General features: G+C 36.9%; 21 protein-coding genes. 8 read left to right on the plus strand and 13 right to left on the minus strand.

The window, feature by feature from the left end:
• Window positions 1-100 precede the first annotated feature (100 nt).
• The gene (mltF, locus tag H4J62_RS12105) at window positions 101-1,471 is read left to right on the plus strand and encodes a membrane-bound lytic murein transglycosylase MltF (RefSeq protein WP_259364767.1); all 1,371 of its coding nucleotides are present in this window, start codon (window positions 101-103) and stop codon (window positions 1,469-1,471) included.
• Between the two features lie 272 nt (window positions 1,472-1,743).
• On the opposite strand, the gene H4J62_RS12110 is transcribed toward mltF, so the two are convergent.
• Window positions 1,744-2,334 carry a carboxymuconolactone decarboxylase family protein gene (locus H4J62_RS12110; RefSeq protein WP_182213970.1) on the minus strand — a complete coding sequence of 197 codons (591 nt, stop codon included), beginning with the start codon at window positions 2,332-2,334 and terminating at the stop codon, window positions 1,744-1,746.
• A gap of 484 nt (window positions 2,335-2,818) precedes the next feature.
• On the opposite strand from H4J62_RS12110, the gene H4J62_RS12115 reads away from it, so the two are divergent.
• Window positions 2,819-3,589, plus strand: coding sequence for an ABC transporter substrate-binding protein (locus H4J62_RS12115; protein WP_182213972.1), 771 nt, complete (start codon window positions 2,819-2,821; stop codon window positions 3,587-3,589).
• A gap of 122 nt (window positions 3,590-3,711) precedes the next feature.
• On the opposite strand, the gene cysS is transcribed toward H4J62_RS12115, so the two are convergent.
• Window positions 3,712-5,097, minus strand: a complete 1,386-nt coding sequence (gene cysS, locus H4J62_RS12120) for a cysteine--tRNA ligase (RefSeq protein WP_182213973.1) — start codon at window positions 5,095-5,097, stop codon at window positions 3,712-3,714.
• A gap of 190 nt (window positions 5,098-5,287) precedes the next feature.
• On the opposite strand from cysS, the gene H4J62_RS12125 reads away from it, so the two are divergent.
• The 3 genes from H4J62_RS12125 to H4J62_RS12135 all read left to right on the plus strand — a co-directional run bounded on the left by H4J62_RS12125 (window position 5,288) and on the right by H4J62_RS12135 (window position 7,708).
• Window positions 5,288-5,779, plus strand: coding sequence for a peptidylprolyl isomerase (locus tag H4J62_RS12125; protein WP_070374269.1), 492 nt, complete (start codon window positions 5,288-5,290; stop codon window positions 5,777-5,779).
• A 9-nt stretch (window positions 5,780-5,788) separates the two neighbouring features.
• Entirely contained in the window at window positions 5,789-6,544 is a 756-nt protein-coding gene (locus H4J62_RS12130) for a UDP-2,3-diacylglucosamine diphosphatase (protein ID WP_310733535.1), read from the plus strand.
• A 150-nt stretch (window positions 6,545-6,694) separates the two neighbouring features.
• The gene (locus H4J62_RS12135) at window positions 6,695-7,708 is read left to right on the plus strand and encodes a GGDEF domain-containing protein (RefSeq protein ID WP_182213975.1); all 1,014 of its coding nucleotides are present in this window, start codon (window positions 6,695-6,697) and stop codon (window positions 7,706-7,708) included.
• A gap of 20 nt (window positions 7,709-7,728) precedes the next feature.
• On the opposite strand, the gene H4J62_RS12140 is transcribed toward H4J62_RS12135, so the two are convergent.
• The 4 genes from H4J62_RS12140 to H4J62_RS12155 all read right to left on the minus strand — a co-directional run bounded on the left by H4J62_RS12140 (window position 7,729) and on the right by H4J62_RS12155 (window position 12,979).
• Window positions 7,729-8,496, minus strand: a complete 768-nt coding sequence (locus H4J62_RS12140) for a tRNA isopentenyl-2-thiomethyl-A-37 hydroxylase MiaE (RefSeq protein WP_182213977.1) — start codon at window positions 8,494-8,496, stop codon at window positions 7,729-7,731.
• Between the two features lie 335 nt (window positions 8,497-8,831).
• Window positions 8,832-9,923 carry a lipocalin-like domain-containing protein gene (locus H4J62_RS12145; protein ID WP_182214135.1) on the minus strand — a complete coding sequence of 364 codons (1,092 nt, stop codon included), beginning with the start codon at window positions 9,921-9,923 and terminating at the stop codon, window positions 8,832-8,834.
• A gap of 7 nt (window positions 9,924-9,930) precedes the next feature.
• Window positions 9,931-12,342, minus strand: a complete 2,412-nt coding sequence (locus tag H4J62_RS12150) for an ABC transporter permease (RefSeq protein ID WP_182213979.1) — start codon at window positions 12,340-12,342, stop codon at window positions 9,931-9,933.
• On the minus strand, window positions 12,326-12,979 hold the full coding sequence (locus tag H4J62_RS12155; protein WP_182213981.1) for an ABC transporter ATP-binding protein: 654 nt from the start codon (window positions 12,977-12,979) through the stop codon (window positions 12,326-12,328). Before H4J62_RS12155 ends, H4J62_RS12150 begins: the two co-directional genes overlap by 17 nt.
• A 551-nt stretch (window positions 12,980-13,530) precedes the next feature.
• Here H4J62_RS12155 and H4J62_RS12160 point away from each other — a divergent pair.
• Window positions 13,531-14,937 carry a diguanylate cyclase gene (locus H4J62_RS12160; RefSeq protein ID WP_182213982.1) on the plus strand — a complete coding sequence of 469 codons (1,407 nt, stop codon included), beginning with the start codon at window positions 13,531-13,533 and terminating at the stop codon, window positions 14,935-14,937.
• Window positions 14,938-15,005: 68 nt separating this feature from the next.
• On the opposite strand, the gene H4J62_RS12165 is transcribed toward H4J62_RS12160, so the two are convergent.
• Entirely contained in the window at window positions 15,006-15,800 is a 795-nt protein-coding gene (locus tag H4J62_RS12165) for an alpha/beta fold hydrolase (protein ID WP_182213984.1), read from the minus strand.
• A 259-nt stretch (window positions 15,801-16,059) separates the two neighbouring features.
• On the opposite strand from H4J62_RS12165, the gene H4J62_RS12170 reads away from it, so the two are divergent.
• Together H4J62_RS12170 and H4J62_RS12175 are read left to right on the plus strand one after the other, a co-directional pair.
• A complete protein-coding gene (locus tag H4J62_RS12170; RefSeq protein ID WP_182213986.1) occupies window positions 16,060-16,338 on the plus strand; it encodes a hypothetical protein in 279 nt (92 codons plus the stop codon).
• A 269-nt stretch (window positions 16,339-16,607) separates the two neighbouring features.
• Window positions 16,608-17,207 carry a Yip1 family protein gene (locus tag H4J62_RS12175; protein ID WP_182176549.1) on the plus strand — a complete coding sequence of 200 codons (600 nt, stop codon included), beginning with the start codon at window positions 16,608-16,610 and terminating at the stop codon, window positions 17,205-17,207.
• Between the two features lie 120 nt (window positions 17,208-17,327).
• Here H4J62_RS12175 and purF read toward each other — a convergent pair whose 3' ends face one another.
• The 6 genes from purF to truA all read right to left on the minus strand — a co-directional run bounded on the left by purF (window position 17,328) and on the right by truA (window position 23,425).
• Window positions 17,328-18,845 carry an amidophosphoribosyltransferase gene (gene purF, locus H4J62_RS12180; RefSeq protein ID WP_182213987.1) on the minus strand — a complete coding sequence of 506 codons (1,518 nt, stop codon included), beginning with the start codon at window positions 18,843-18,845 and terminating at the stop codon, window positions 17,328-17,330.
• Between the two features lie 112 nt (window positions 18,846-18,957).
• The gene (locus H4J62_RS12185; protein ID WP_182213989.1) at window positions 18,958-19,440 is read right to left on the minus strand and encodes a CvpA family protein; all 483 of its coding nucleotides are present in this window, start codon (window positions 19,438-19,440) and stop codon (window positions 18,958-18,960) included.
• 158 nt (window positions 19,441-19,598) lie between these two features.
• Window positions 19,599-20,222 carry an SPOR domain-containing protein gene (locus H4J62_RS12190; RefSeq protein ID WP_182213991.1) on the minus strand — a complete coding sequence of 208 codons (624 nt, stop codon included), beginning with the start codon at window positions 20,220-20,222 and terminating at the stop codon, window positions 19,599-19,601.
• A gap of 30 nt (window positions 20,223-20,252) precedes the next feature.
• The gene (gene folC, locus H4J62_RS12195; protein ID WP_182213993.1) at window positions 20,253-21,545 is read right to left on the minus strand and encodes a bifunctional tetrahydrofolate synthase/dihydrofolate synthase; all 1,293 of its coding nucleotides are present in this window, start codon (window positions 21,543-21,545) and stop codon (window positions 20,253-20,255) included.
• A 21-nt stretch (window positions 21,546-21,566) separates the two neighbouring features.
• Window positions 21,567-22,427, minus strand: coding sequence for an acetyl-CoA carboxylase, carboxyltransferase subunit beta (gene accD, locus H4J62_RS12200; RefSeq protein ID WP_182213995.1), 861 nt, complete (start codon window positions 22,425-22,427; stop codon window positions 21,567-21,569).
• 215 nt (window positions 22,428-22,642) lie between these two features.
• Window positions 22,643-23,425, minus strand: coding sequence for a tRNA pseudouridine(38-40) synthase TruA (gene truA / locus H4J62_RS12205; RefSeq protein WP_070374283.1), 783 nt, complete (start codon window positions 23,423-23,425; stop codon window positions 22,643-22,645).
• Between the last annotated feature and the right edge of the window lie 630 nt (window positions 23,426-24,055).

Here is a 24,055-nt window from a genome sequence, read left to right on the forward strand (position 1 = left end):
TGCTTTGAATAAAGCTGGAATCACGCCACAATGACCTTATATGATTAAGATAAATTTTAAAATAGTTAAAAAAATCAGCAAGTTTGTAAGCATATTCTTCTTGAGTACTTTTTTGCTATTCGGCTGTCAGCCAACAGAAGATAATGCCAGTTTGCAGCGAATAATTGAGCGTGGCTATATTAAGGTCGGTACTATTTATGGCTTAACCAGTTATTATCTAGAAGCTGAAGACGCTGCAGGTTTTGAATATGAGCTGGTAAAAAATTATGCAGACTCATTAGGTGTTGAATTAAAAGTAGTGCCTAGCTATAGCCTTGAAGAACTTTTTGATAAATTAGACAGCGGCCAAGTCGATATATTAGCAGCAGGCTTAGCTGTGACCGATAAAAGACGTCAAAAATATAATTTTTCTCCTAGTTATGATGATATCAGCCAAAAACTCGTTTTTAAACAGGGCGGCATTCGACCTCGTGACATAGAAGATTTAACGGGGAATTTATTGATCATGGCGCATTCAAGCCATGAAGAAAATCTTATTCAATTAAAAAATAGCCATCGTGAGTTAACTTGGCAAATCAGTGATGAATTCGATAGCGAAGAATTATTACTGAAAGTATTATCAGAAGAAATTGACTACACCATTATCGACAGCAATACCCTAGCAGTTAATCGCCGCTATTATCCTGAAATCAGCATTGGCTTTACCATAAAAAAACCACAACCTTTGGCTTGGGCAGTTAGAAAAAATAATGACCAATCAATCTATGCCAGTCTTGTTGAATTTTTTGGCAAAGTACATCACGACGGTACATTATTAGCACTTAATGACAAATATTATGGTCATGTTGAAGAGTTTAATTATGTTGATACCCGAATGTTTATTAAAGCGGTTGAAGGTAAACTGCCTCAATACCAACCGCTCTTTGAAAAGTATAGCCAAGAGATTGACTGGCGATTATTGGCCGCGATTAGTTATCAAGAATCTCATTGGGAACCTCACGCCCGCTCGTATACGGGTGTGCGTGGTATGATGATGTTAACTTTGCCAACGGCTAAGCAAATGGGTATTAAAAGTCGCTTAGATGCTGAACAAAGTATTCGTGGTGGCGCTAAATACTTTAAACAAATGATCGATAGAATGCCCGATAGAGTACCTTTCCCCGATCGTTTATGGTTTGCACTTGCCTCATATAATATTGGTTTAGGCCATTTAAATGACGCACGAAAAATAACAGAAAAACAAGGTGGCGATCCCGACCGCTGGGTAGAGGTTAAAGATCGCTTACCATTACTTAAACAAAAAAAATATTACAAGCCAACTCGATACGGTTATGCCCGTGGTGATGAAGCGGTAAATTATGTTGAAAACATCAGACGTTACTACGATACCTTGACTTGGATGGATAATAAATCAAGAGAATATGTTCTTCCTGAACCGTTGGAAACGCAAGCCATCGCTATAATAGAATAACTTAAGTTGATAATCTGTGTTAATGTGAAGTTAGCTGTTGTTTCACTCAATAACTTTTACGTTGTCATCAAAGTGAAACATAGTTAAGCAATACTAAGTAAGTAGATAACTTCAAAGAGAGTCAAAATGAACAATAAAATTAGACGGCAAGTACAAAGTTCCCATAGAAAAAGACAGTTACAACGACAAAAACATAAGATAAACACCCGTCGCTTGGGACATTTCCTAATAGAAAACCAATAGAAAATCACTATTGGTTTTCACCAATAACCTTAAGTATGCTTACCTTGAGTCCATGTTGACTCGTTCAATAGTCGATTACCTGCATCAACAGCCCCTGTTTCCATGGTTGTCCCCATAGAGTCATTCCAACGATTTAAAAAGCCAAATAAAGATATAACGCTAAGAATTTCAATAATTTCACCGTTATCCCAGTATTTATGTAGTTCGCCAGATATACTATCGTCAACAGCATTGGGTACACTTGAAGCCGCAAGCGCAAATTCAAACGCTGCTTTCTCCGCTTTACTGTAGTTATCACTTGTTCGAAAAGACCAAATATCAGCTAACCTTTGGTCAGTCCCACCATAGCGCTCTGCCGCTAAAATTGTATGTGCCTCGCAATAGCGACAACCTGTATTAGCACTGGTTATATAACCCACCAAACGTTTTTGTTCAGCGGTTACTCTACCTTCATTTGCCATTACAGCAATATTTAAACTAATAAAAGCCTTAGCTATAGCTGGGCGCCGTTGCATGGTCAGTACACTATTCGGACAAAAACCTAACGTTTCATTAAAGAAACGGGCAAGCTCAGTAATGTCTTCATTTTCATCGCCAGTAAGTGGCTCGACTAACACCATAACTATCTCCAAGTATCGTTAAACTAATCGTTAATGATAGATTAGTGCAAACCGGAGATATTGCAAGTGCAACATCATCAATTTATGTAACTGATAGGAAAGTATCAAATAACAAGGCGTTATAACGCCACGGAAACGGCGATGAGAATCAGCTAAATTGACTTTAGCAATAATAAATTAGACGCGTTCGCTGTTAAGCAGCGAACAACAACAGGGCCAGCTAAATCTAGCCGTATTACTGTTTATCTAGCGGATAATTAATAGTTTCAACGCCAATATTAATTTATTTTTATCGACAGCAACTGCACTTTTTGCTTTTAAATTAAGCTTATGTCAATGTAGATGTAACAAATTGTTGCTGTTGGTACCATTGATAGTGCAGTATGATGATATAAATTTGTCTACAATCCACTTCTAGGCAAATAAAGTTACCGTAATATCAGGATCTCGATTCATTAATTAGCTGATGCATGGAAGAAAGAGAATGAAAAAATATATACTCTTAGTTCTATTATTGATTGTAAATAGTCCTGCTCACACTGCTCCTTCAAGAGATTATGCGGTTGGTTGGGAGTTATGGTATCCCTATCAATACCACAATAAAAAACAAGAACTTGTTGGTTTAGATTTCGATATTTTCAATGCGATTATTAAAGAAACTAATTTCAAGGTAACCTTCACTGAACTGCCTTGGAAAAGACATTTACAATACATAAAAACAGGAAAAATGGATATGGCGATGGGTGCATCCTATACGCTTGAACGAGAAGAAAACGCCTATTTTTCTCTACCTTATCGTCTTGAGAAAGTTAATCTTTTTGTCAAAAAAGGCATGGCTGATAAAATTAAGCTCGAGACATTAGGTGATCTGGCTAATTCTAATTATATGATTGGTGTTGAAGGGGGATATTTTTATGGTGAGGAATTTCAAAAACTTATTACAACCAAAGACTTTCAAAGCCATATTAATAACGTTATCGACCTAGAGCAAAATGTAGCACTATTGCTAAAAGGTCACATCGACGGATTTTTGGTCGACCCTGTAACGATGAAAGTGTTCTCTGAAAAATATTTTTTGCAAGATGAGTTTGAGATGCACTCATTAAAAATATACCAAGATAATATTCATATTATGTTAAGCCGTGAATCCTGCACTATTGAAACCCTTAATCTTATTAATAAAGCCATTACAAAATTAAAACAAAGCGGCGAAATTGCTAAAATAATTAACCGCTGGACAGCAAATAATCAGTAATTAACACCTTATTTTGTAAATCATCTAATTTAAAAAGCAACATGCATTTAAAAAAAAACCTCAATAACAATGTGTTATTGAGGTCTCATTCTTTTATCCACTGGCTGTTAACCGTCTATAAATTAGCTTTTACGCCAAGTGGTTTTACCAGCACTGTCTTCAACGATAATATTCATCGCCGCTAATTTATCTCGAGCTTCATCAGCTAATAACCAGTTTTTACTTGCTCTCGCATCATTACGTTGTTTTATTAACGCTTCAACTTCAGCGACTTCATCGCTGTCACCTTTTCCTTGTAAAAAACTTGCTGGAGATAGTTGTAATAAACCAATCAATTCTCCCAAACCTTTCAGCGTCGCGGCTAAATAAGGCGCCTTATCACTGCTTTCATTTTTAGCGACATTTAACTCTTTGGCTAAATCAAATAATACCGCTAACGCTTGTGGTGTATTAAAGTCGTCATTCATTACTTTAATAAATTGAGCAACAAACGTGTCGTCCTTATCTAGTGAAAAATCAGCAAGCACCTCAACATCACGCAAAGCCGTGTAAATACGCTCTAGAGCAGAGCGTGCCTGTTCTAAATTATCTGTAGAATAGTTTAGCTGACTACGATAATGTCCAGAGGTTAAGAAGAACCGAACAGTTTCTGAGTCATACTGGCTTAGCACATCACGAATAGTGAAAAAATTATTGAGTGACTTTGACATTTTTTCTTGGTCAACTTGCACCATACCAGTATGGATCCAATAATTCACGTAAGGGGAATCAAGCGCACAACAACTCTGTGCTACTTCATTCTCATGGTGTGGAAACTGTAAATCTGAGCCACCACCGTGAATATCAAAATGATGACCTAGTTCTTTAGCGCTCATCGCTGAACATTCAATATGCCAACCAGGACGCCCTGCTCCCCAAGGTGATTCCCAACTTGGATCGCCTGGTTTAGCTGACTTCCACAAAACAAAATCCAGTGGTGACCTTTTACTTTCATCGACTTCTACACGAGAGCCTGCTTGTAATTGCTCTAAATTTTGACCGCTGAGTTTGCCATAGTCTGCAAAGCTCGACACAGCAAACAACACATCGCCACTAGCGGCGACATAGGCATGCTCTTTTTCGACAAGTGTGACGATCATGGCAATAATTTCGTCCATGTGCGTCGTTACTCTTGGTTCTATATCTGGTCGTTCAATATTCAAACTATCAAAGTCTTCATGCATTAATGCAATAGTACGCTCGGTAAGCTCGTCTGGTGTTTCGTTATTTTCTTGTGCCCGCTTAATTATTTTATCTTCAACATCGGTGATATTACGGACATAATTTACGTCATAACCAGAAAACCTTAGGTATCTAGCAATGTTGTCAAAGCTAATATAAGTACGTCCATGACCGATATGACATAAATCGTAAACCGTACAACCACACACATACAAACCGACTTTACCTGCTTCAATTGGGGTAAAAACTTCCTTCTGGCGGGTCAATGTATTGTATATCTGTAACATAAGATTTTCTGGCTCCGATCACGATTAAAATAGGGGTAATTAATAGTTAATAAAAATTATATCAATTTTCGATAATTGTACCCGAACAAAGCGCTAGGGTCATTATTTACCTACACATTATCCATAAGTTTGCTTTACAGTTCTGTGCTTTCGTTTACAATTCCCACATCGAAATTGAAGAGTAAATAAAATGATCATTTTAAAAACAAACTTAGGCGATATCAAAATTGAATTAAATTTTGATAAAGCACCTCTTACAGCAAAAAACTTTCAGCAGTATGTTGAAGACGGTTTTTACAACGGCACTATTTTTCATCGTGTCATTAAAGGTTTTATGGCACAAGGCGGTGGTTTTGCTTCTGGCTTAGAAGAAAAAGATTCTCGTGAAACCATTCAAAACGAAGCAAGTAATGGCTTAGAAAATAAGCGTGGCACTTTAGCGATGGCAAGAACACAAGAGCCACATTCAGCTTCAGCTCAGTTTTTTATCAACTTAAGCGACAACGATTTTTTAAATTTTAAAAACGAATCTGTGCAAGGTTGGGGTTATTGTGTATTTGCTGAAGTTGTTGAAGGCATGGACATTGTTGATAAAATGACTCTGGTTGAAACTGGTCGTATGGGTTTTCATGACGATGTACCAACAGAAGAAATCATTATTGAATCAGCGATTGTTGAATAATAAAAATTAGTGACTAACGCAATAAACAACAAATCAGTAACCTACTTTATTGCTGATTTGCATTTAGCGCAAAACAGGCCCGATATAACGGCCTGTTTTTTGTCATTCCTTGAAAAAGATGCCCCTAACGCCGAAACACTATATATATTAGGTGACTTATTTGAATACTGGATTGGTGATGATGATAAAAATCCTTTTGTCGTCGAAGTAGCCCTCGCGCTAAAAGCATTAAGCATGCTAGGTACTCGTATTTATTATATTCATGGTAACCGAGACTTTCTCTTAGGGAAGCGCTATGCCAAAGCTTGTGGCATGACGTTATTACCTGAAGTGGATGTTATTGATCTCTATGGTAAACCCGTCGTTATTATGCATGGTGACACTTTATGTACACGTGATATCGCTTACCAAGCCTTTAGAAAGAAATCTCGTTCTTGGTGGTGGCAAACGATGATTAAAAACTTACCACTGTTTGTACGTAAGAATATTGCTGAAAATTATCGCTTAAAAAGCGCCAGTGCAACGGCAATGAAGTCACAAGAAATAATGGATGTCACCGAGACAGAGGTTATTGACAAGCTTGAATTACATCATTGTCAGTTACTTATTCATGGACATACTCACCGCCCTAACATTCATCATATCCAAGCCAATAACCTACCTGCTCAGCGCATTGTTTTGGGTGATTGGTATGAGCAAGGCGCATGGTTAAAGGTAACAAAAGACAGTATAGAGTTACTTTCTCAAGTCTTTAAAACGCCTTAAACTTATTTTTTCAATAAATTAAATACTGCTGTTATAAATAAGTAATACCTCGACAAAAAAAATGATTAAACCAGCTATTGTGTCGCATTTTCCATTGAGTTTTCTTTTAATTAACTGTTATTATGTAGAAAAATAATAAAGGAAAATAGGATGCAGAGAAGTTTTGATCAAGCAATAAAACTCGCAGAACAAGCTAAAGAATTTATGCTTTTGCATCTAATTGCGCCCATACCGAGCCATTACGCTGTTGCCTACTGTTATTTTTCAAAAGAAAACGTGTCACTCATAAAAAAAATAGATGGGCAATTAAGCAGCAAAAAACCACTCGACGCTATTTTTATCGACGCATTGTTTAGTGAGTTTCTTTCAAACAGCCAAAATATTGAAGATAATATCTTTACACCTTTTGGCGAGACACTGAACAGTACCTTAGCGCAACTTGATAACCAAGTTTCAAGCGGACAAGCAGTAATAAGTCATCTCAATAAAATAGAAAAAACGCTTGGTCAGCTAAGTGTAGAAAAGCCTCTCCAAAACATTACTACTTTTTTACTTAATGCTATAGGACAATCGACAGCTCAACATGAGTCTTTATCTACTGAGCTATATAAAGCATCTGAAGAAGTATCACAGTTAAAACTGAAGTTAGAAGAATCTCGTCAAGAAGCCCTAATTGATACCTTAACAGGATTATTAAACCGTCGAGGCTGTGATAAAAAATTACAGGCACTATCACTTGATAACATTCATTCATCATTAGTTATCGATATTGATCACTTCAAAAAAGTGAATGATTCTTTTGGACACAGTGTTGGCGATAAAGTGATTCAGTTGGTGGCAAAAATCATCAAAGAACACGTCACACCTGATGACATTCCTGTGCGCTACGGCGGTGAAGAGTTCGTGGTGGTATTATCAAATAAGTCGCAACAATTTGCTCATACGATGGCTGAAAAAATACGTTTGGCTATTGCGAAATTAAAATTAGTACAACGTCAAAGTAATACTCAGCTTCCGCCTATTACGGTATCTATTGGGGTTGCCGAATTACACAATAACATGACATGGGCAACATTATTTAATAATGCCGACCAAGCGCTGTACCAAGCAAAAAATTCCGGCAGAAATCGTTGCGTATTAGCAAGCGCCAATACTGCAGCTTAACTTGAAAAAGCTAACTAAGCTTAAAGAGTCGCTGCAGGTAAGCCACTATGAAACTTAAAGTCTTCATCTGCACTAATAATTAACGTCGCTTCGATATCAGCAAAATATTTTATTCGTTCAGAAATATCGGTTCCAGCAATATCTGTCGCTAATGATAAGTAATCTTGATAATGGCGAGCTTCAGAGCGTAGTAATGATATATAAAAATCACCCAGACGTTTATCAACATGAGGGGCTATTTTAGCAAAACGTTCACACGACCTAGCTTCGATAAAGGCACCGATAATTAACTTATCAACCATAGCATCAGGTTCAAAAGATTTTACATGACGAAGTAAGCCTTTCGCGTATCGGCACGGCGTAATACTTTGATATTCAATACCATACTCATCCATCATTTCTAATACTTGGTAAAAATGATGTAGCTCTTCTTTGATCAGTAAGACCATTTTGTCGATAAGGCCTTGCCCATGTGCTGAACCTGACTTAGGTAATATGGCTTTAGTTAACTTGTTTTTCGACGGTAATGAGCGCCAATCCCCTTGCCTTTTATAGATTAATTGCTCGAATGGCTGCAGCCATGCCAACAAAGCATCACCGCTTTCTTTATCAACTGCATATTTTCGGATCAAAAACATAGCGGACTGAGCTGCTTTTAATTCACACACCAGGTGATCAATTAATAGCACGGGTAAATTTTCAGGCTTAACGGCTTCATCAATCCATGCTTGTGGTGTTTCACACTTTAAGAATGACAATATTGGAGATAATAATTTTGTATTCGACATTTGGTGAAATTCTTCACTATATACACTAGATTGATATCGATTTTATCATACCCTTATTAATAATTGCGCGGCTATTTTCAGAGAAAGTTAACGATCCAATAATAATTGAGTATTGTCTATGCTACTTTAAACGCGAAGACCACAAAGTAAGGGGTTTTATGAAACACATTATCTCACTCAGTCCCCTTTTAGAGAGTAAAAAAATAGAGAGTAAAAAAAGTAATATTATCAGGTAATGATGATGGCAATTTTTGCATATAACTTACGCATGACTGCTTTTATTAGTCATTTTGACCAGGGTTTGCAAAATAAAATAACAACATAATAATGAATAATTAATGGCCAGTAATTTCGGCATAGCCAATACCATTAAAACCACCCGTTGCTTTTACTCGTCCTTCCCAGTAAGGGATTGTTAATTGATTACGTGAATCTTTGGTAATACTTTCAATAATAATGATTGGTCTATTCGTTAATTCAACCTGCCATTTACTAGGATAATCGTGGTTATTTAATGTCACGGTTTCAATAACAGACAGCTTAATATCTTCTTTAAAAAGCGGTGTTGTTTCGCCATTGGGGGCTATCTCACTACCACTACAATACTCATAATTATTATCATTACCTCGAATACAAAAGAGCATGAGCCCTTGCTTTTCTGATTGAGTGTCAACAATACTGAACCAATCCCAACCGAGTTGATTTTTGTCGAGTAAACTCGCCGACCACTCTCTGTCATACCATGCATTCCCCGAAACGTTATAGGTGTTACCCGCAAAAGTTAGACGGCCTTTTACCTTTAAAAAGGGATAACTAAAGTAATAAGACGCATGACCACTTTGTGTTTTTTGGCTATAGCCCTTGTCGCCATGCAAGGCTATTGGGCTGTCGCTTAGTGTTAGTGCTATTTCATAGTTTTCATGTGCTGCTGTTAAATTGAGTGGCAAAAATTCGTTGTTGATACTGCTCAACTGCCAATCATCAATACTGGCATCAAACGGCGAGCTAATGACCTTAGCTTGCCTTGCTCGTGAAAACCGTTCAAACGCAACATGATCTTGTTGGTGTTGCATGGCAAAATGAGCAAAGTAAAGATTGTTATCCCACCATTGTGACTCAAGGTTGCCTGGCATTAGTGTGCGAAATAATGTCCATTGAACCCCAAAAGTCTCGCCAGTGTCACTTTGCAAATTAGCCGTTACATACCACCACTCAATACCTTGTTCAGCATGAATACCATGATCAGCGGGAAAGATAAGAGGAGTGCCCTGTATTACCGGTTTGCCAATAGCCACTTGTAATTTAGATGAGGTTGTTTTTTGCTCAGTCGGTTGACACGCAGACAGCACAAAAATTAACAGCACAAGCGTAAACCGTACAAAAACAAACGGAGTCAATAATACCCCGGTCAAAACGTGTCTTTTTATCACGCGATTATGACTCCTTAGTCGCTAAGTTAGTTAATTTTCGGATCGGTAAATAGGCACATAAAACAGAGACTCCAACTAGCGTTAAGCACGTTATTAATAAACTGCTTAAATCTAAACTAAAGTGAATAGTCCAGCCAAAGGCAATTGGCATGACAAACTTTAATAACGCAAAGCCCAGTGCGAAGCCAAGCGGAATAGCAAACAACGCAGTAAACACAACCACGCCTCCTGTTTGTAGCAGTTTCATGGTTAATAATTGCCCTTGTGTTACGCCTAAATTACGTAATATGGTTAATTGCTTTAATTGATTAACACTTAAACTTAATAGGCTGGTACACAAACTTAACAATGCAATAGCGAGAATAAAACCATTGAGTGCTTTGGTCACTACAAACGTATCTTCAAACAAGGCATTAGCTATTTCTTTAAATTTTTTATTGGCTAAAATTTTTGTACTGTCTTGTTTAAATTCGTCCATTAAACGCTCGCTAAAAACAGCAACGGAAGTACGACTTTTTAGCCGTATTGAATAACCAAAAACATCACGGTTTAGTGCTGCTGTTTTCTGGCGTTCCTCTAACGTAAGTAACGATATTCTTGGGTTACCATAATCATAAAAGAACCCTGTTATACGACAAGTAAATTTAGTTGAATTTTGCTTAAAGACCATCACGTCATTTAATGAATAATTAAACTTAATTTTACTTTGTTCGTTAGCCAAGCAACCTTGACCATAAAAATTTTCTACCTTAATGGCTGAGCCTGAAGTCAGCGAAATATGTTGATAATGTTCAAAGCTATTACCAAAGCTTGCAAGGTTCGCAGGTACTTTATTTACATCACCATCACTTTGCATATAGATACTCAACTTCTCAACTTCAGGTAAGTTAGTGAGCGCTTGCCTTAAAGTATTATCGAGTTTATCTGAACGTAAATAAATATCTGCACTTAATTGCTTTTCAAGATGGGCATTTAACGTATGGCTAAAGCTTTTCACCATAATTTGCATGCCGATAGCACTGCCAAGCGCCACTAGAATTGCAATAATAGCAATATGAAGGTCTTTTACATGAAGTCGGGTATCGGCATGAAGCCATTGTGTTAATGGATTTGTGATTGTCAACGGTAATGAAACCAAGAGAGACAGTACTTTAGGCACAAGTAAAATAAACAACATTAAAAGCGCAAAACACAGCAGCAAGGCTTGATACTCATTAGTCGCATAATAGAGTAACCCTATGACTGCTACTAATGTACTGACCAACAAACTATAGAACATCAATTGACTTTTTTGGGCAACTTGCTTGGCTTGCGCCAAAAGTATTACCCCCAAAGCCGAAATATTAAGGGCAAAGCCTAATAAGACATTTGACCATTGCCAATTGATCACAAGCGCTTTATCGAGTTGATACAAGCCAACTAGAGTGCTGTTAACATCAAGCACTAATGCATTAGCAATTAAATAACCACCTAATGTACCTAATAAAGCAGTGCAAACACTAACAATAATAAGTTCAATGACAAGACTCAGTTGAACACTTAACTTAATGCAACCTAATAGCTGCATTTGCTCTATTAATTTTTGTCGCGCAGTTAACGTCAGTTTTATCGCATTAAAACTCAAAAATGCCGCAACAATATAACCAAGCATGGCAAGTGCGGTCAGATTAAAAAAGAAGGCTTCAGATAAAACATCGAACGATTGTTGCTCTGCATCAATCAACTGTGCTTGCCCAGCAATTAGCTGTGCTATTTTTATTAATTGCTGCTCACTAACATGCGAGAGCTCAATAAAGCTGAGTTGCCCTTTAGCTGCTAATAAATAATCAGCATTGGCGATATCGGTGATCGCCCAAAGTCCAATATTGTCAGCTAATACAACTTCAGGTTGTTGCTGATCGTTTTGCAGCGAAAATTTTATTGGTTCACCTGTTTTTGTCACGATGCGTTTTGCAAATTTCGAGTCAACTAATAAGGTAGAAAGGGAAAAGCGTTGAGCTGTTTTATCAACATTTTCATCACTTTGTTGGTATTGCGCACGGTTTAACCACAGCAGAGTATCCACACCCTGAATGGCAAGTGTTTCTCCGTTGTTGGTTTTTAATTGACCTCGTAAAACGGGTTGAGTATTGATAAAGCCATGTTGTCGTAAAGTGAGCCATATATTGCCATCAATAAAGTACTTTCCTGTTAATGGCTTAATTAAATGTGTAACGGGGTTATTGATTAATGCGGAAGAATTTTGATAGCGTGTATTAGCCTCTTGATTAAGGCCAGAAATTGCGGTTAATAGTGCACTACCTAGACTAAAACCTAGAAAAAATAACGCCATTAACCAAGGATGTCTTCGATAGAAGGCTAAATGAGTGGCGATAATAAGTTTAATTTCATTGGTCAAATTATTCAAAATGACCATCTCTAAGTACTTTTACATGGTCAAAGTAATCGGTTAATTGATGACTGTGAGTCACCATCACCAAATTGATTTTTTGCTCACTGCATAACTCAGTAAGAAGTTTAACGACTTGGTGCGAGCGCTGCCGGTCTAAGTTACCTGTTGGTTCATCTGCAAAAATTATCTGAGGTTTGTTGAGTAAAGCTCTTGCGATACCAACTCTTTGTTGTTCTCCACCTGAGAGTTTTTCTGGCAGTGAATCGAGCTTACTTTCGAGCCCAAGTTTATTGACGATATTGTCAAATTCATCCGCTGGTTTTTTGGGGTAATTGAGTTTGTGTTGAAAGAGAATATTTTGCTTTACGGTTAAACAGTCAAGCAATTGGTAATGCTGAAATATTAGCCCTATTTTACGACGATACAGCGCAAGTTCTGTCTCATTCAGTGATGAAAGCTCTTGATTGTTAATACTTACCGAGCCACTATCTGCTTGCAAGAGTCCCGCTAAAATATGTAAAAAGGTTGTTTTACCTGAACCACTATCACCAAGTAACGCGAGGTGCTGTGCTGCAGGTACAAATAAATCGAGTTTATTTAAAATATTTTGTTTGTTGCCGCCATCATTACGGCTAAAAGATAAGTCCTTCACGCAAATCACGGTAACTCCTTATTATTAGGTAGAATATCATGGTAAAAACACTACAAAATCACCCAAAAAGTATTTAATCCCCTAAAAATTCCCCCTTCATTCAGCGAGATAATTATGAGTAATAATTTCATTTAGCCGACACTAAGTGAGTAATTAACAATATAAATAATTTTTTTACAGCTCCATTAACTCATGCCTCGTGTTTAACATTATAAAAAAGAAGGTAGGCGCTAATAGTGTTGTGGTCTAAATATCGTAAATAACTAAGCTATGGGTACTAAATTAGTGTCTATTTATCATAGCCATATCAAGAATTATCACTTATTTACACAAGATGATCAGAAGTGTCTATACTCAAAGTAAGCTTTAAAATAGCGATATCACATATATCATACCTTATAGATTTATAAATCTATAAGGATACTCGTTTGGGTAAACTCAACACTTAATAAAACTGTCTGTAAAATTTTTATTTCATGGTTAGACGTTAATGAATGAAATGAGTAAATATTATCAACTGTGTGATATTGCATAGCTAATACTAAACCAATAGGTTGTAGATGAATATTTCCACTGGCAATAAAATCGGCTTTTTATGCTTTATCGTCATATTAAGCATGTGGGGTTATGTTTTCTTTCATATTATTGGTATTTTTGATCTGCGAGCAATTAAAGATGAAAAGCACCATATATATTCGCTAACCATTGCTAATGAACTACGCCAAAGTTCAGATGACCTAACTCGTATGGCACGCACCTATGTGGTTACCGGGGATGAGATTTATAAAGAGTATTATTTTGACATCATTGCAATACGTAACGGAGATTCTCCTCGACCAAAAAAATACCCTCCCACGTACTGGTATACGTCACTTACACCAGAACGCTTTACTTCAGATAAATTAGGCATACAAGTCCCATTAAAGACTCTTATGGGAAATATGGGCTTTACAGAAAGTGAGTTATTACTACTTCAACAGTCCCAAAACCGCTCAGATAATTTAATGACTATCGAAAAACAGGCTTTTGCGTTAATGAAAGGACTCTACAATGATGGTAAAGGTACGTTTACCCTTAAAGGAGAGCCTGATAGGGCTTTTGCTATTAAGCTATTATTTTCACCTCAATACCAGCAAGAAAAAATTGCCATTATGCAACCTATTCAAAAGTTTATCGATGCTGTGGAGACTAGGTTAATTGTCGAGGCTGATGAGTTTAACATTAAGCAAAAAAAATATTTATGGTACGTCATTTTATTATTGGTTATTTCAACACTTATGGCGTTAATTATCACTTTTTATGTCAGAAATAAGATTGTTCTGCCTATATTTTCACTGGTTCACGATGCACAAAATATAGCTGAAGGAAATTACCAAGCACGTAGCAAGGTCATCGTAAAAAATGAAATTGGCTCACTGAGCAAAAATTTAAATAAAATGGCTAACCATATAGAACAAGACATTAATAAATTAAAAAAAATGGCGACAACGGATGAGTTAGTTGGCATTGCTAACAGACGTGCCTTTATGAAATCTTTGCAGCTTGAATTAGAGCGATCCCATCGTTATCAATTTCCACTGTGTTTATTAATGTTAGATGTAGATTATTTTAAAGTATTTAATGATACCTATGGTCATTCGGTTGGCGATGAAGTCTTAAAAATTATTTGCAACGTAAGCCAATTGGCACTGAGAGAGAATGATCTGATGGGGCGAATTGGCGGCGAAGAGTTTGCGTTCATTCTTCCCGCTACCAACATCGACTTCGCTTTAATTGTTGCTGAGCGCATCCGCGCGGCTGTTGATAATGCTTTTCTTATTATTGATAATAAAAAGGTAAAGATCACCGTAAGCATGGGAGCCACCCAATTAACTAAGCCAGATGATGTTGGTTTATTTCTCAAAAGAGCAGATGTAGCCATGTATAAATCAAAGGACAACGGTCGTAACCAAACCAGCTTTATTTAACCGCTATTGACTAATATTGATAAAAGAACAAACATAACTTTGTTCTCAAGGGTGATATATCTATAAAATTAGTGTTGTTGAGCGATAAACTCTAACGAATGTTGATTAAAGAGTTCTGGGTTCTCAACATTGCAGACATGACCACATTTATGAATGGTGTGTAATAAACTGTTTTTATGTTGCTTAACCATTTCCATCACCGGTCCCAAAAACATATGGTCTTCCTTGCCCATAATATAAAGGATAGGTATATCAATTTCTTTCTCTTTGAAATAACGCATCAAGGGGTTCACGTCCATCGCTAACTTAAACCAACGAATAAATTCTTTCTGGCACAAACGTTTAGCTTCACGAACAAATAAGTGTCGAGATTCCTTATGGCGCTTTTTCGGCATCATAATAAAAGCAAATAAGCGATACAACCACATATATGGTAGAAAATGCTTAAAGGTATTTCCTAAATAAACCAAAATATTACTACGAGCATTAAAACGAGTAATAGCGCCACCTAGAACCATACTTGATACATATTGAGGCGCAATTTCAGCTATGTTGCGAATGATAATAGTTCCTAAAGAAATGCCAACAAAATGTGCACATGTAATATTATTGTGATCTAAAACATCGATGATATCTTCGGAGACTTTATTAAAGGAGTAATTACTATCAACAAAGGTTTGTACCAGATGGCTGGACTTTCCGTGGCCACGAAGATCAAGTAAGAGCACATTATAAGTTTTTTGATAATCTCTGATCTGACGAAACCAAATTGCCGAACTACCGCCAGCACCATGGACAAAAACAACCCATACTTTACTGGTTTTATGTGGATAAATAGTATGGAAAAGAATTGATTTGCTCATTACTGCAAGCACCCTATTACGATGAGTTATACAAACTTAAGAGTAGCTAGTATAGCTAAATTTAAAAAAAATCTCCTAATAAGTTAGCTAATATCCCTCCTTACTAGGCTAATACTTTAATGATGTACTGTCTTAATTGACTATTTTGCGAAAAGAAATAATAAAGTTTAGAATAGTTTGTCTTCTTAATAAAAAGCCAATATCAATGGCGCTGCTATTTTAGGTCCGAGCATTATAACGTCTCTTCAAGGTAATAAAGATGAAAAAGAAAACAGTAAACAGTCTCTTAAAAAAACATGACAAACTTGTTCATAGTGAAAATGTTACTGTCGTCTCTCATGTTCAACGCGAACAAGATGAGTGGTTTATTAATACGGTAATGATAAAAGGCTGTGATGCTCCATTCAAATATAAGCGGAAAAAAGCTTATAAATCACTTAGCAAACAACAAGTGAATATGACCTATTACACAAGCACTGAAATGATTGCTGGCTTTGAGATAGAAGTCATGAATATTGTTAGAATAAAAGTCGCCTGATTTTCCATTAAAACTGACATTTTTAATAGCCCACACTTTTCTTTGAAAGAACAAAATAATATATCACTATATAAACATTTGTTATTTTCGGTATAAAAAGAAGTTATTTGCATTTAATTTAGCTTAATTGCTATTCATCTCTTGACGAAAGCTTCGCCATCTTACATAAATAAGCTATCAATAATAAAAACATTGATCGACACAGACATTTATTAATAAAAAATAAAAAGCAATAAATGTAATTTTGGGGACAGCGAGAGGATTTTATTATGATATTAAATCATATATGGGGATTGTATACTGACCCTAAGAAAGAGTGGCACACAATTGAAAGGCGCCACGAAAGCTTAATGTACAGCATGGTTCATATTTTAACCATAGCGTTAATACCTGCCATTTGTAGTTATTTTGCCGCCGCTCATATTGGTTGGACAATAGGCGTAGGTGATCCAATAAAATTAACTCAGGCAAGCGCAATGACCATGTCTGTCGGCATGTATTTTGGTTTAATCTTTGGTGTTATTGGTTTAGCTTTTTTAATTCAATGGATGGCAAAAACTTTTGATGCTAAGCCAGATTTTACCCAGTCTTTAGAATTAGCCGCTTACACAGCAACACCGTTATTAATGGTTGGCGTAACTGCATTATTTCCTGTTTTATGGTTTGTTGCTTTAGCGGGACTAGCCGCACTTTGTTATTCTGTATATTTACTTTACTCTGGCGTACCCATCATGATGAATATTCCAGAAGAAAAAGGCTTTATTTATTCAAGCTCTGTAGTTACTTGCGGGTTAGTTCTTTTAGTCTCTTTAATGGCATTTAGCGCTATTATGTTAGGTATGGGCTTTGGCTCAGAACATATATCTTAACGCTTTTATTATAAGTATGTATCTTTAGGATTTGATGATAAAAAAACCCGCTTAGTGATAAACTAAGCGGGTTTTTATTTTACTTTATTTTTCTATACTGTCGTTTAGACAAGCCTGATGCTATTCAGCACCTTCATTGTGCATATCGATAATTGAATCAGCATTTTTATCTGAGTCTTCTTTATTCTCATTATTTCTCATCGCATCTAAACGCTCTAAATAGCCCTGAGTAATGTCTTTAGTTATATATTGACCATCGAACACAGATGTCTCGAATTGTTTGATTTCAGGGTTTACACTGCCCACAGCACTAACTAAATCTTCCAAGGTTTGAAAAATAAGTTTATCTGCACCAATTAATTGGCAAATATCGTCTAATTCACGGCCATGAGCAATGAGCTCATTGGCACTTGGCATATCAATACCATAAACATTAGGAAAACGAATTTCTGGAGCGGCTGAGGCAAAATAAACATTTTTTGCCCCCGCAGAGCGAGCCATTTCAATGATTTGTCCAGAAGTAGTACCCCTTACAATAGAGTCATCGACTAACAATACATTTTTACCAGCAAACTCTGTTGTTATCGCATTAAGTTTACGGCGAACTGATTTCTTACGCTGCTCTTGACCCGGCATAATAAAGGTACGGCCAATATAGCGGTTTTTCACAAAACCTTGACGGTATGGGATGCCAAGGTGTCGAGCAATTTCTAAAGCAGTATCACATGATGTTTCTGGAATAGGGATAACAACGTCGATCTCTACGTCTTCCCATTCTTTTGCTATTTTATCACCCAATTTTTTGCCCATTTCAACACGAGAGCCGTAAACAGAAATTTTATCAATCGCTGAATCAGGACGCGCAAAATAAACATATTCAAAAATACACGGGTTGTATGTTGGGTTCTTTGCACATTGCTGGCTATGAATTTGTCCATCTTCAGTGAAATAAATAGCTTCGCCAGGCGCAACATCACGGACAAATTCAAAGTCGTTTGCATCAAGCGCTACCGACTCAGAAGCAATCATATACTCGATACCCGTAGCCGTTTCACGCTTACCAAATACTAGAGGACGAATGCCATTAGGATCACGAAACGCCACCATGCCATGGCCAATAATCAAAGCAACCGTTGCATAGGCACCACGAATACGCTCATGTACATTAGATATTGCAGTAAAAATATCATCAGGTGTTAATTTCAAATTTTCAGTCAATTGTAATTCATGACCGAGAATGTTGAGTAACAATTCAGAATCAGATGTGGTATTTACATGACGACGTGCGACATTAAATAACCACTCTTTTAATTCAATAGCGTTGGTTAAATTACCATTGTGTGCAAGAGAAATACCAAAAGGAGCATTGGCATAAAATGGCTGAGCTTCTGAAGAACTTGAAGTACCTGCGGTTGGGTATCTAATATGACCAATACCCATGTTACCTTGTAATCGCAACATATGACGCGTATGAAACACGTCTTTTACTAAACCATTTCCTTTACGTAGTCTAAAGGTATTGTTGTGAATAGTCACAATACCAGCAGCGTCTTGACCACGATGTTGAAGTACAGTTAATCCGTCATATAATGCTTGACCTACCGATGTTTTACCAACAATGCCAACAATACCACACATGCGTTTATTCTCCACAGAACTAAGTTTAAGGGCGTTTTAATAACATAAACGCTAAGTAAATAAAAATTATACTAATGAACATCAGCCCCATTTTCATGGCACTAAAATAACGTTATTTCAAAAAGCTTGATGAATTCTTTAGGTATTCGAAAAACCATTCAACAATGAGTGTAAACTCGGGGATGAGTTGAGAACTTGCCCACCATGCGGTTGATGACGCTGGCGTAAATGCATCCATAAAGAATAATAATGCGCTGGTAACTAACACGCCACGTAATGCACCAAAAACTAGCCCTAGCAGGCGATCGGTTCCAGACAAGCCTGTTTTACTGACCAATTGACCAATAAGATAATTTACCATAGCGCCAAGAATTAACGTGGTAATAAAAAGAATAGCAATTGCCGCGGCATTACGTAGGACTTGATCGGAAATGTTTGTCAATAAACTAGCAAGATTTACATAGAAGTGGCTGGCAATAAAGAAGGCACTGATCCAGATAACTAGCGAAACTGCTTCTTTGACAAAGCCGCGAACCAAGCTAATTAATGTTGAAATGCCTACAATTGCCAAAATGGCATAGTCTATCCAAACCATAAATTAATCGTTACCAATGAATATTTACCAGCATAATAAGGCGCGCATTCTAACAGAAACGCCCCTTATTTTACCAATGTTTTATTTAAAATAGCCATTGCCATTGAAAGTGCTTAACTACTTTTTACACCGTATTATTGAGCAGTGGTTATAACTTATTATTTTGTTGGGTAAAAACGAGCAATTTTACCTTCAACACCGGTTAATTTTTTCAATGCTGGGATTTTTTTTATCAATGAGTTTTTGATCAGTTCAGGGCCAATGAAAACTTTAATTAATGGGCCGTTTTTTGTTTTTATCGGTTTTGTGAAAGCGGTATAGCCATTATCTTTAAGCTTGAGTAATAATTGTGCAACATTTTTTTTATGACGAAAACTGCCCAGCTGTACTACCCATGCTTGTTGCAACACTGATTTTTCTGGCAAAATATTATCTACTACTTGCTCAGTTAACGCTTTATCGTCTTCTTTCGTCGCCACAGCGTTATTTAAACCCGGGTCACTCTCTGTTTCAGCCGTATCTTTTATTGCTTGTTCAGTCGAAGAGACATCGTCATCTAATGCCGCTTCATCACTCAGTATTTCGTCAGTATTTATAACAATTTTATCTTCAGGAAAGCTTGGTGTGCTCTTAACAAACTCGACCTTAGGCGGAGGTGGAATTTGTTCAAACTCATCTTGATAGGTCTTTTTATTACCGTCTAGTAAGTCTGGCAAAATAATAATAGCAACCGCAGCCACAATAATGGTGCCAACTAAGCGGTTTTGAAAAGGTGTAGACAAATGGAACTCCCAGGCTGCAGTTAATAAAAACTACAGCAATAAACGTCGGACTTCAGCTACGGTGTAAAATGATCCAAACACTAAGATCAAATCTGTTGCTGTTGAATTTTTGTTAGCCATTCTAAATGCCTCAGTGATATTGTCAAAACAATTAGCTGAATCTTCATTTAATAACAATTTTTCAGCTAATTCCTTTGCAGTAGCTCCACGAGGCATAGATAAACTGCCTAAATACCATTGATCAACCAGTGCAGATAATGGTCCAAAGGTGTTAGCAATATCTTTGTCTTTTAACATACCGGTAACCGCATAAAGCTTGTCATACTTTTGCGACTTTAAATACTCAACTAAATAACGTGCTGCTTGAGGATTATGGCCAACATCAAGTAGCACCGGACTGTTTAACGATTTTTTACTGATAAGCTCAGTTCGACCGGCAACTTTTGTTTGGTTTATTAAGGCATTGACACTTTCAGTATTAAAAACAACAGAACAATCATTAAGTAAAGCCAATACCGTTAGTGCCGTTGCTACATTATCTTGAGGTATAAAAGGCTTATTTAAACCATTGATTTGGTACTCGCCAAATGTCCAACACCACAAGGAGTGACAAGTCGGCACTTTGTGCTGTTCAATAGAGAAATCATCGCCTCGCAGACTGACCACGGCTTTAAGTTTTTTAGCATGGGCAAGTACAGATATAGGACAATCGGTATCACCAATAACAACTTTTTGATTCGCACGCATGATACCCGCTTTTTCAAAGCCAATACTTTCGCGATTATCACCTAGGTACGCTTGATGGTCTAAGTCTATCGTGGTTATGACGGCAATATCAGCGTCAATTAAGTTTGTGGCATCTAAACGCCCACCTAAACCTACTTCCAAAATAATAAAAGCAGGTTTTCTTTCCATTAAAACTAAAAATGCGGCTAATGTTGTGTATTCATAATAGGTTAGTGAAATATCACCACGCTGTTGCTCTATTTGCTCAAAGGCGTTGATTAATGATTGACTGTCAACGTCAATATTATTAATACGTAAGCGTTCATTGAACTTTTCAATATGTGGTGAAGAATAAACCGCCACTGTTTTATCATCACCGAGCAAAGCATTTTCAATAAAAGCACAGGTAGTGCCTTTACCATTAGTTCCTGCAACCGTGATCACTTGGGCAAAACTGAAATCAATATTTAATCGCTTAGCCACATGCGAAATGCGTGTGAGCCCCAAGTCGATCTCAGTTAAATGTATTGTTTCTAAATAAGAAAGCCATTGAGCTAGAGACTTACTAGCAAAATGGCTTTTGTTGTTTGTTGGCATAGTGTTGTTGTGAAGCGTTAGTTAAGAAGCGTTAAGGCTTGGATGTCCCATGAATTTAGCTAACATACGAGAAAGCGTACTACGCATTTCACGTCGGTCAACAATAATATCAATAGCACCCTTTTCTTTTAAAAATTCACTTCGCTGAAAACCTTCAGGTAACTTTTCTCGAACAGTTTGTTCAATAACACGTGGACCCGCAAAGCCAATTAACGCTTTAGGCTCTGCAACGTTAATATCGCCGAGCATAGCTAAACTTGCAGATACGCCGCCCATCGTAGGGTCAGTTAATACCGAAACGTAAGGTAAACCTTTTTCGCTCATTTTTGCTAATGCTGCACTCGTTTTTGCCATTTGCATTAATGAAAATAATGCTTCTTGCATACGTGCTCCGCCACTTGCAGAAAAACAAACAAGTGGTAGGTTATGCTCAAGGCAGTATTCAACACCTTTAACAAAACGAGCGCCAACAACTGATGCCATTGAACCACCTAGAAAAGCAAACTCAAACGCAGCAGCAACGATAGGCATACCATTAAGTTCACCTTTCATCACAACCAGTGCATCTTTTTCACCGGTACTTTTTTGTGCAGCGCTTAAGCGGTCTTTATAACGTTTTGAATCTTTGAACTTTAAAATATCCTGTGCTTCAAACTCTTCACCTAATTCAGCGCGATTATTTGCATCTAAAAAGCAATCAATACGTTTGCGTGCTGAGATACGCATATGGTGATCACATTTTGGACAAACAGATAATAATCTATCGAGTTCTGCTTTATAAAGTACTGCATTACAAGAAGTACACTTGCTCCAAACGCCTTCAGGGATATTACGTTTTTGGGTGGTTTTTGCTTTTGGGAGAATTTTTTCTATCCAGCTCATAATTTATTTTTGCCTTCTTTTACCTAATATGTCCATGGGAACATAGGAAAACTTGCCAATATTGGTTTCAAACCTATCAGCAAATTGTTAATTTTTTGAATTAATCTAACTATAACCGACAATTAAAGCACATTTAGCCCTACTATGAATACAAAAAACTGGTCTGTTTTGTTGGAATTAGCAGTTTGTAATTACTCATTCTGTCACTATTTATCTTAAAGTAAAAACAGTGGCCCCAGCGGAGGTTTTGGAATATTGAACTCTTGTGGGTAGTCAACACCAACAAAATACAAACCTGCAGCAGATGCCATCATGCCAGCTACACAACGATTTTTAGCTTCAAGAACTTCCCCCAACCACGCTACTGTTTCTAATTGTTGGCCTATACGCATTAAACTACCCGCAATATTTCTCACCATATGATGTAAAAAAGCATTGCCTTTAACATCAATAATAACAAAATCACCTTGGCGTGAAACATTGCAATGAATCAATGTTCTAACCGGAGAATGCGACTGACAATGAACGGTGCGAAAGGAAGTAAAGTCATGTTTACCCAATAAAGACTGTGCCGCTTGATGCATTAACTTTTCATCAAGTGGATAATGACAGCAGGTTATTCCTTGGCTTAAAATTGCAGATCTTAAACGATTGTTATTAATAACATAGCGATAACGACGTGCTGTGGCGCTAAATCGAGCATGAAAACTGTCGTCAACTTGCTTCACCCAAGACACAGCAATATCACTAGGTAGATTGGTATTTACGCCCAGTGTCCAAGCAACATCTTTACGCACTTTGTCCGTTTCAAAGTGAATAACTTGGTTGGTCGCACTAACACCCGTATCAGTTCTGCCCGCACAAATAACTTCAATTTTTTCATCAGCAATTTTTGATAAAGCTTTTTCTACATTTTGCTGAACACTGACCGCATTTTTTTGTCGTTGCCAACCGTGATAACGGCTTCCATCGTATTCAATACCTAAAGCGTAACGCATCAATAACTCCCGATTATAATGCGCGCATTATCCAATATTTTAAGGTTTATGCCAATCAGGTTCTTTGATTATATAAAAAAATCCCAATAATGGCTTTTATAAAAGCTAAAGTAATTGCGATTGATTAACTCATATAATTGGGCAGTTGCTGAGCATCGCCCTTTGCTACTACATCTTGTAATATTACTTCGGCGTTTTCTATTATTGCGCCTATTTCTATTATATAAAAAAAGCCACAATAGTGGCTTTTATAGAATGAAATAACGTCTCTTGATTAGCTAATATTATCAAGTAGTTGCTGAGCATCAAATTGTTGCTGGGCATCACCCTTTGCTACTACGTCTTGTCATATTACTTCGGCGTTTTCTATTATTGCGCCTATTTCTATTATATAAAAAATTCTTTTATATAAAAAAAGCCACAATAGTGGCTTTTATAGAATGAAATAACGTCTCTTGATTAGCTAATATTATCAAGTAGTTGCTGAGCATCAAATTGTTGCTGGGCATCGCCCTTTGCTACTACATCTTGTAATATTACTTCGGCGTTTTCTATTATTGCGCCTATTTCTATTATATAAAAAAAGCCACAATAGTGGCTTTTATAGAATGAAATAACGTCTCTTGATTA

The organism is Colwellia sp. BRX8-5 (genome assembly GCF_014077325.1).
Lineage (GTDB): Bacteria > Pseudomonadota > Gammaproteobacteria > Enterobacterales > Alteromonadaceae > Colwellia_A.

Bases quoted from the DNA above. Each gene is read 5' to 3' on its own strand.
- cysS (WP_182213973.1), bottom strand. From the start codon at position 5,097: ATGTTACAGATATACAATACATTGACCCGCCAGAAGGAAGTTTTTACC.
- purF (WP_182213987.1), bottom strand. From the start codon at position 18,845: ATGTGTGGTATTGTTGGCATTGTTGGTAAAACATCGGTAGGTCAAGCA.
- H4J62_RS12140 (WP_182213977.1), bottom strand. From the start codon at position 8,496: ATGTCGAATACAAAATTATTATCTCCAATATTGTCATTCTTAAAGTGT.
- H4J62_RS12175 (WP_182176549.1), top strand. From the start codon at position 16,608: ATGATATTAAATCATATATGGGGATTGTATACTGACCCTAAGAAAGAG.
- folC (WP_182213993.1), bottom strand. From the start codon at position 21,545: ATGCCAACAAACAACAAAAGCCATTTTGCTAGTAAGTCTCTAGCTCAA.
- truA (WP_070374283.1), bottom strand. From the start codon at position 23,425: ATGCGTTACGCTTTAGGTATTGAATACGATGGAAGCCGTTATCACGGT.
- H4J62_RS12135 (WP_182213975.1), top strand. From the start codon at position 6,695: ATGCAGAGAAGTTTTGATCAAGCAATAAAACTCGCAGAACAAGCTAAA.
- H4J62_RS12165 (WP_182213984.1), bottom strand. From the start codon at position 15,800: ATGAGCAAATCAATTCTTTTCCATACTATTTATCCACATAAAACCAGT.
- H4J62_RS12110 (WP_182213970.1), bottom strand. From the start codon at position 2,334: ATGGTGTTAGTCGAGCCACTTACTGGCGATGAAAATGAAGACATTACT.
- H4J62_RS12125 (WP_070374269.1), top strand. From the start codon at position 5,288: ATGATCATTTTAAAAACAAACTTAGGCGATATCAAAATTGAATTAAAT.
- H4J62_RS12170 (WP_182213986.1), top strand. From the start codon at position 16,060: ATGAAAAAGAAAACAGTAAACAGTCTCTTAAAAAAACATGACAAACTT.
- H4J62_RS12185 (WP_182213989.1), bottom strand. From the start codon at position 19,440: ATGGTTTGGATAGACTATGCCATTTTGGCAATTGTAGGCATTTCAACA.
- accD (WP_182213995.1), bottom strand. From the start codon at position 22,427: ATGAGCTGGATAGAAAAAATTCTCCCAAAAGCAAAAACCACCCAAAAA.
- H4J62_RS12150 (WP_182213979.1), bottom strand. From the start codon at position 12,342: ATGGTCATTTTGAATAATTTGACCAATGAAATTAAACTTATTATCGCC.
- H4J62_RS12160 (WP_182213982.1), top strand. From the start codon at position 13,531: ATGAATATTTCCACTGGCAATAAAATCGGCTTTTTATGCTTTATCGTC.
- H4J62_RS12115 (WP_182213972.1), top strand. From the start codon at position 2,819: ATGAAAAAATATATACTCTTAGTTCTATTATTGATTGTAAATAGTCCT.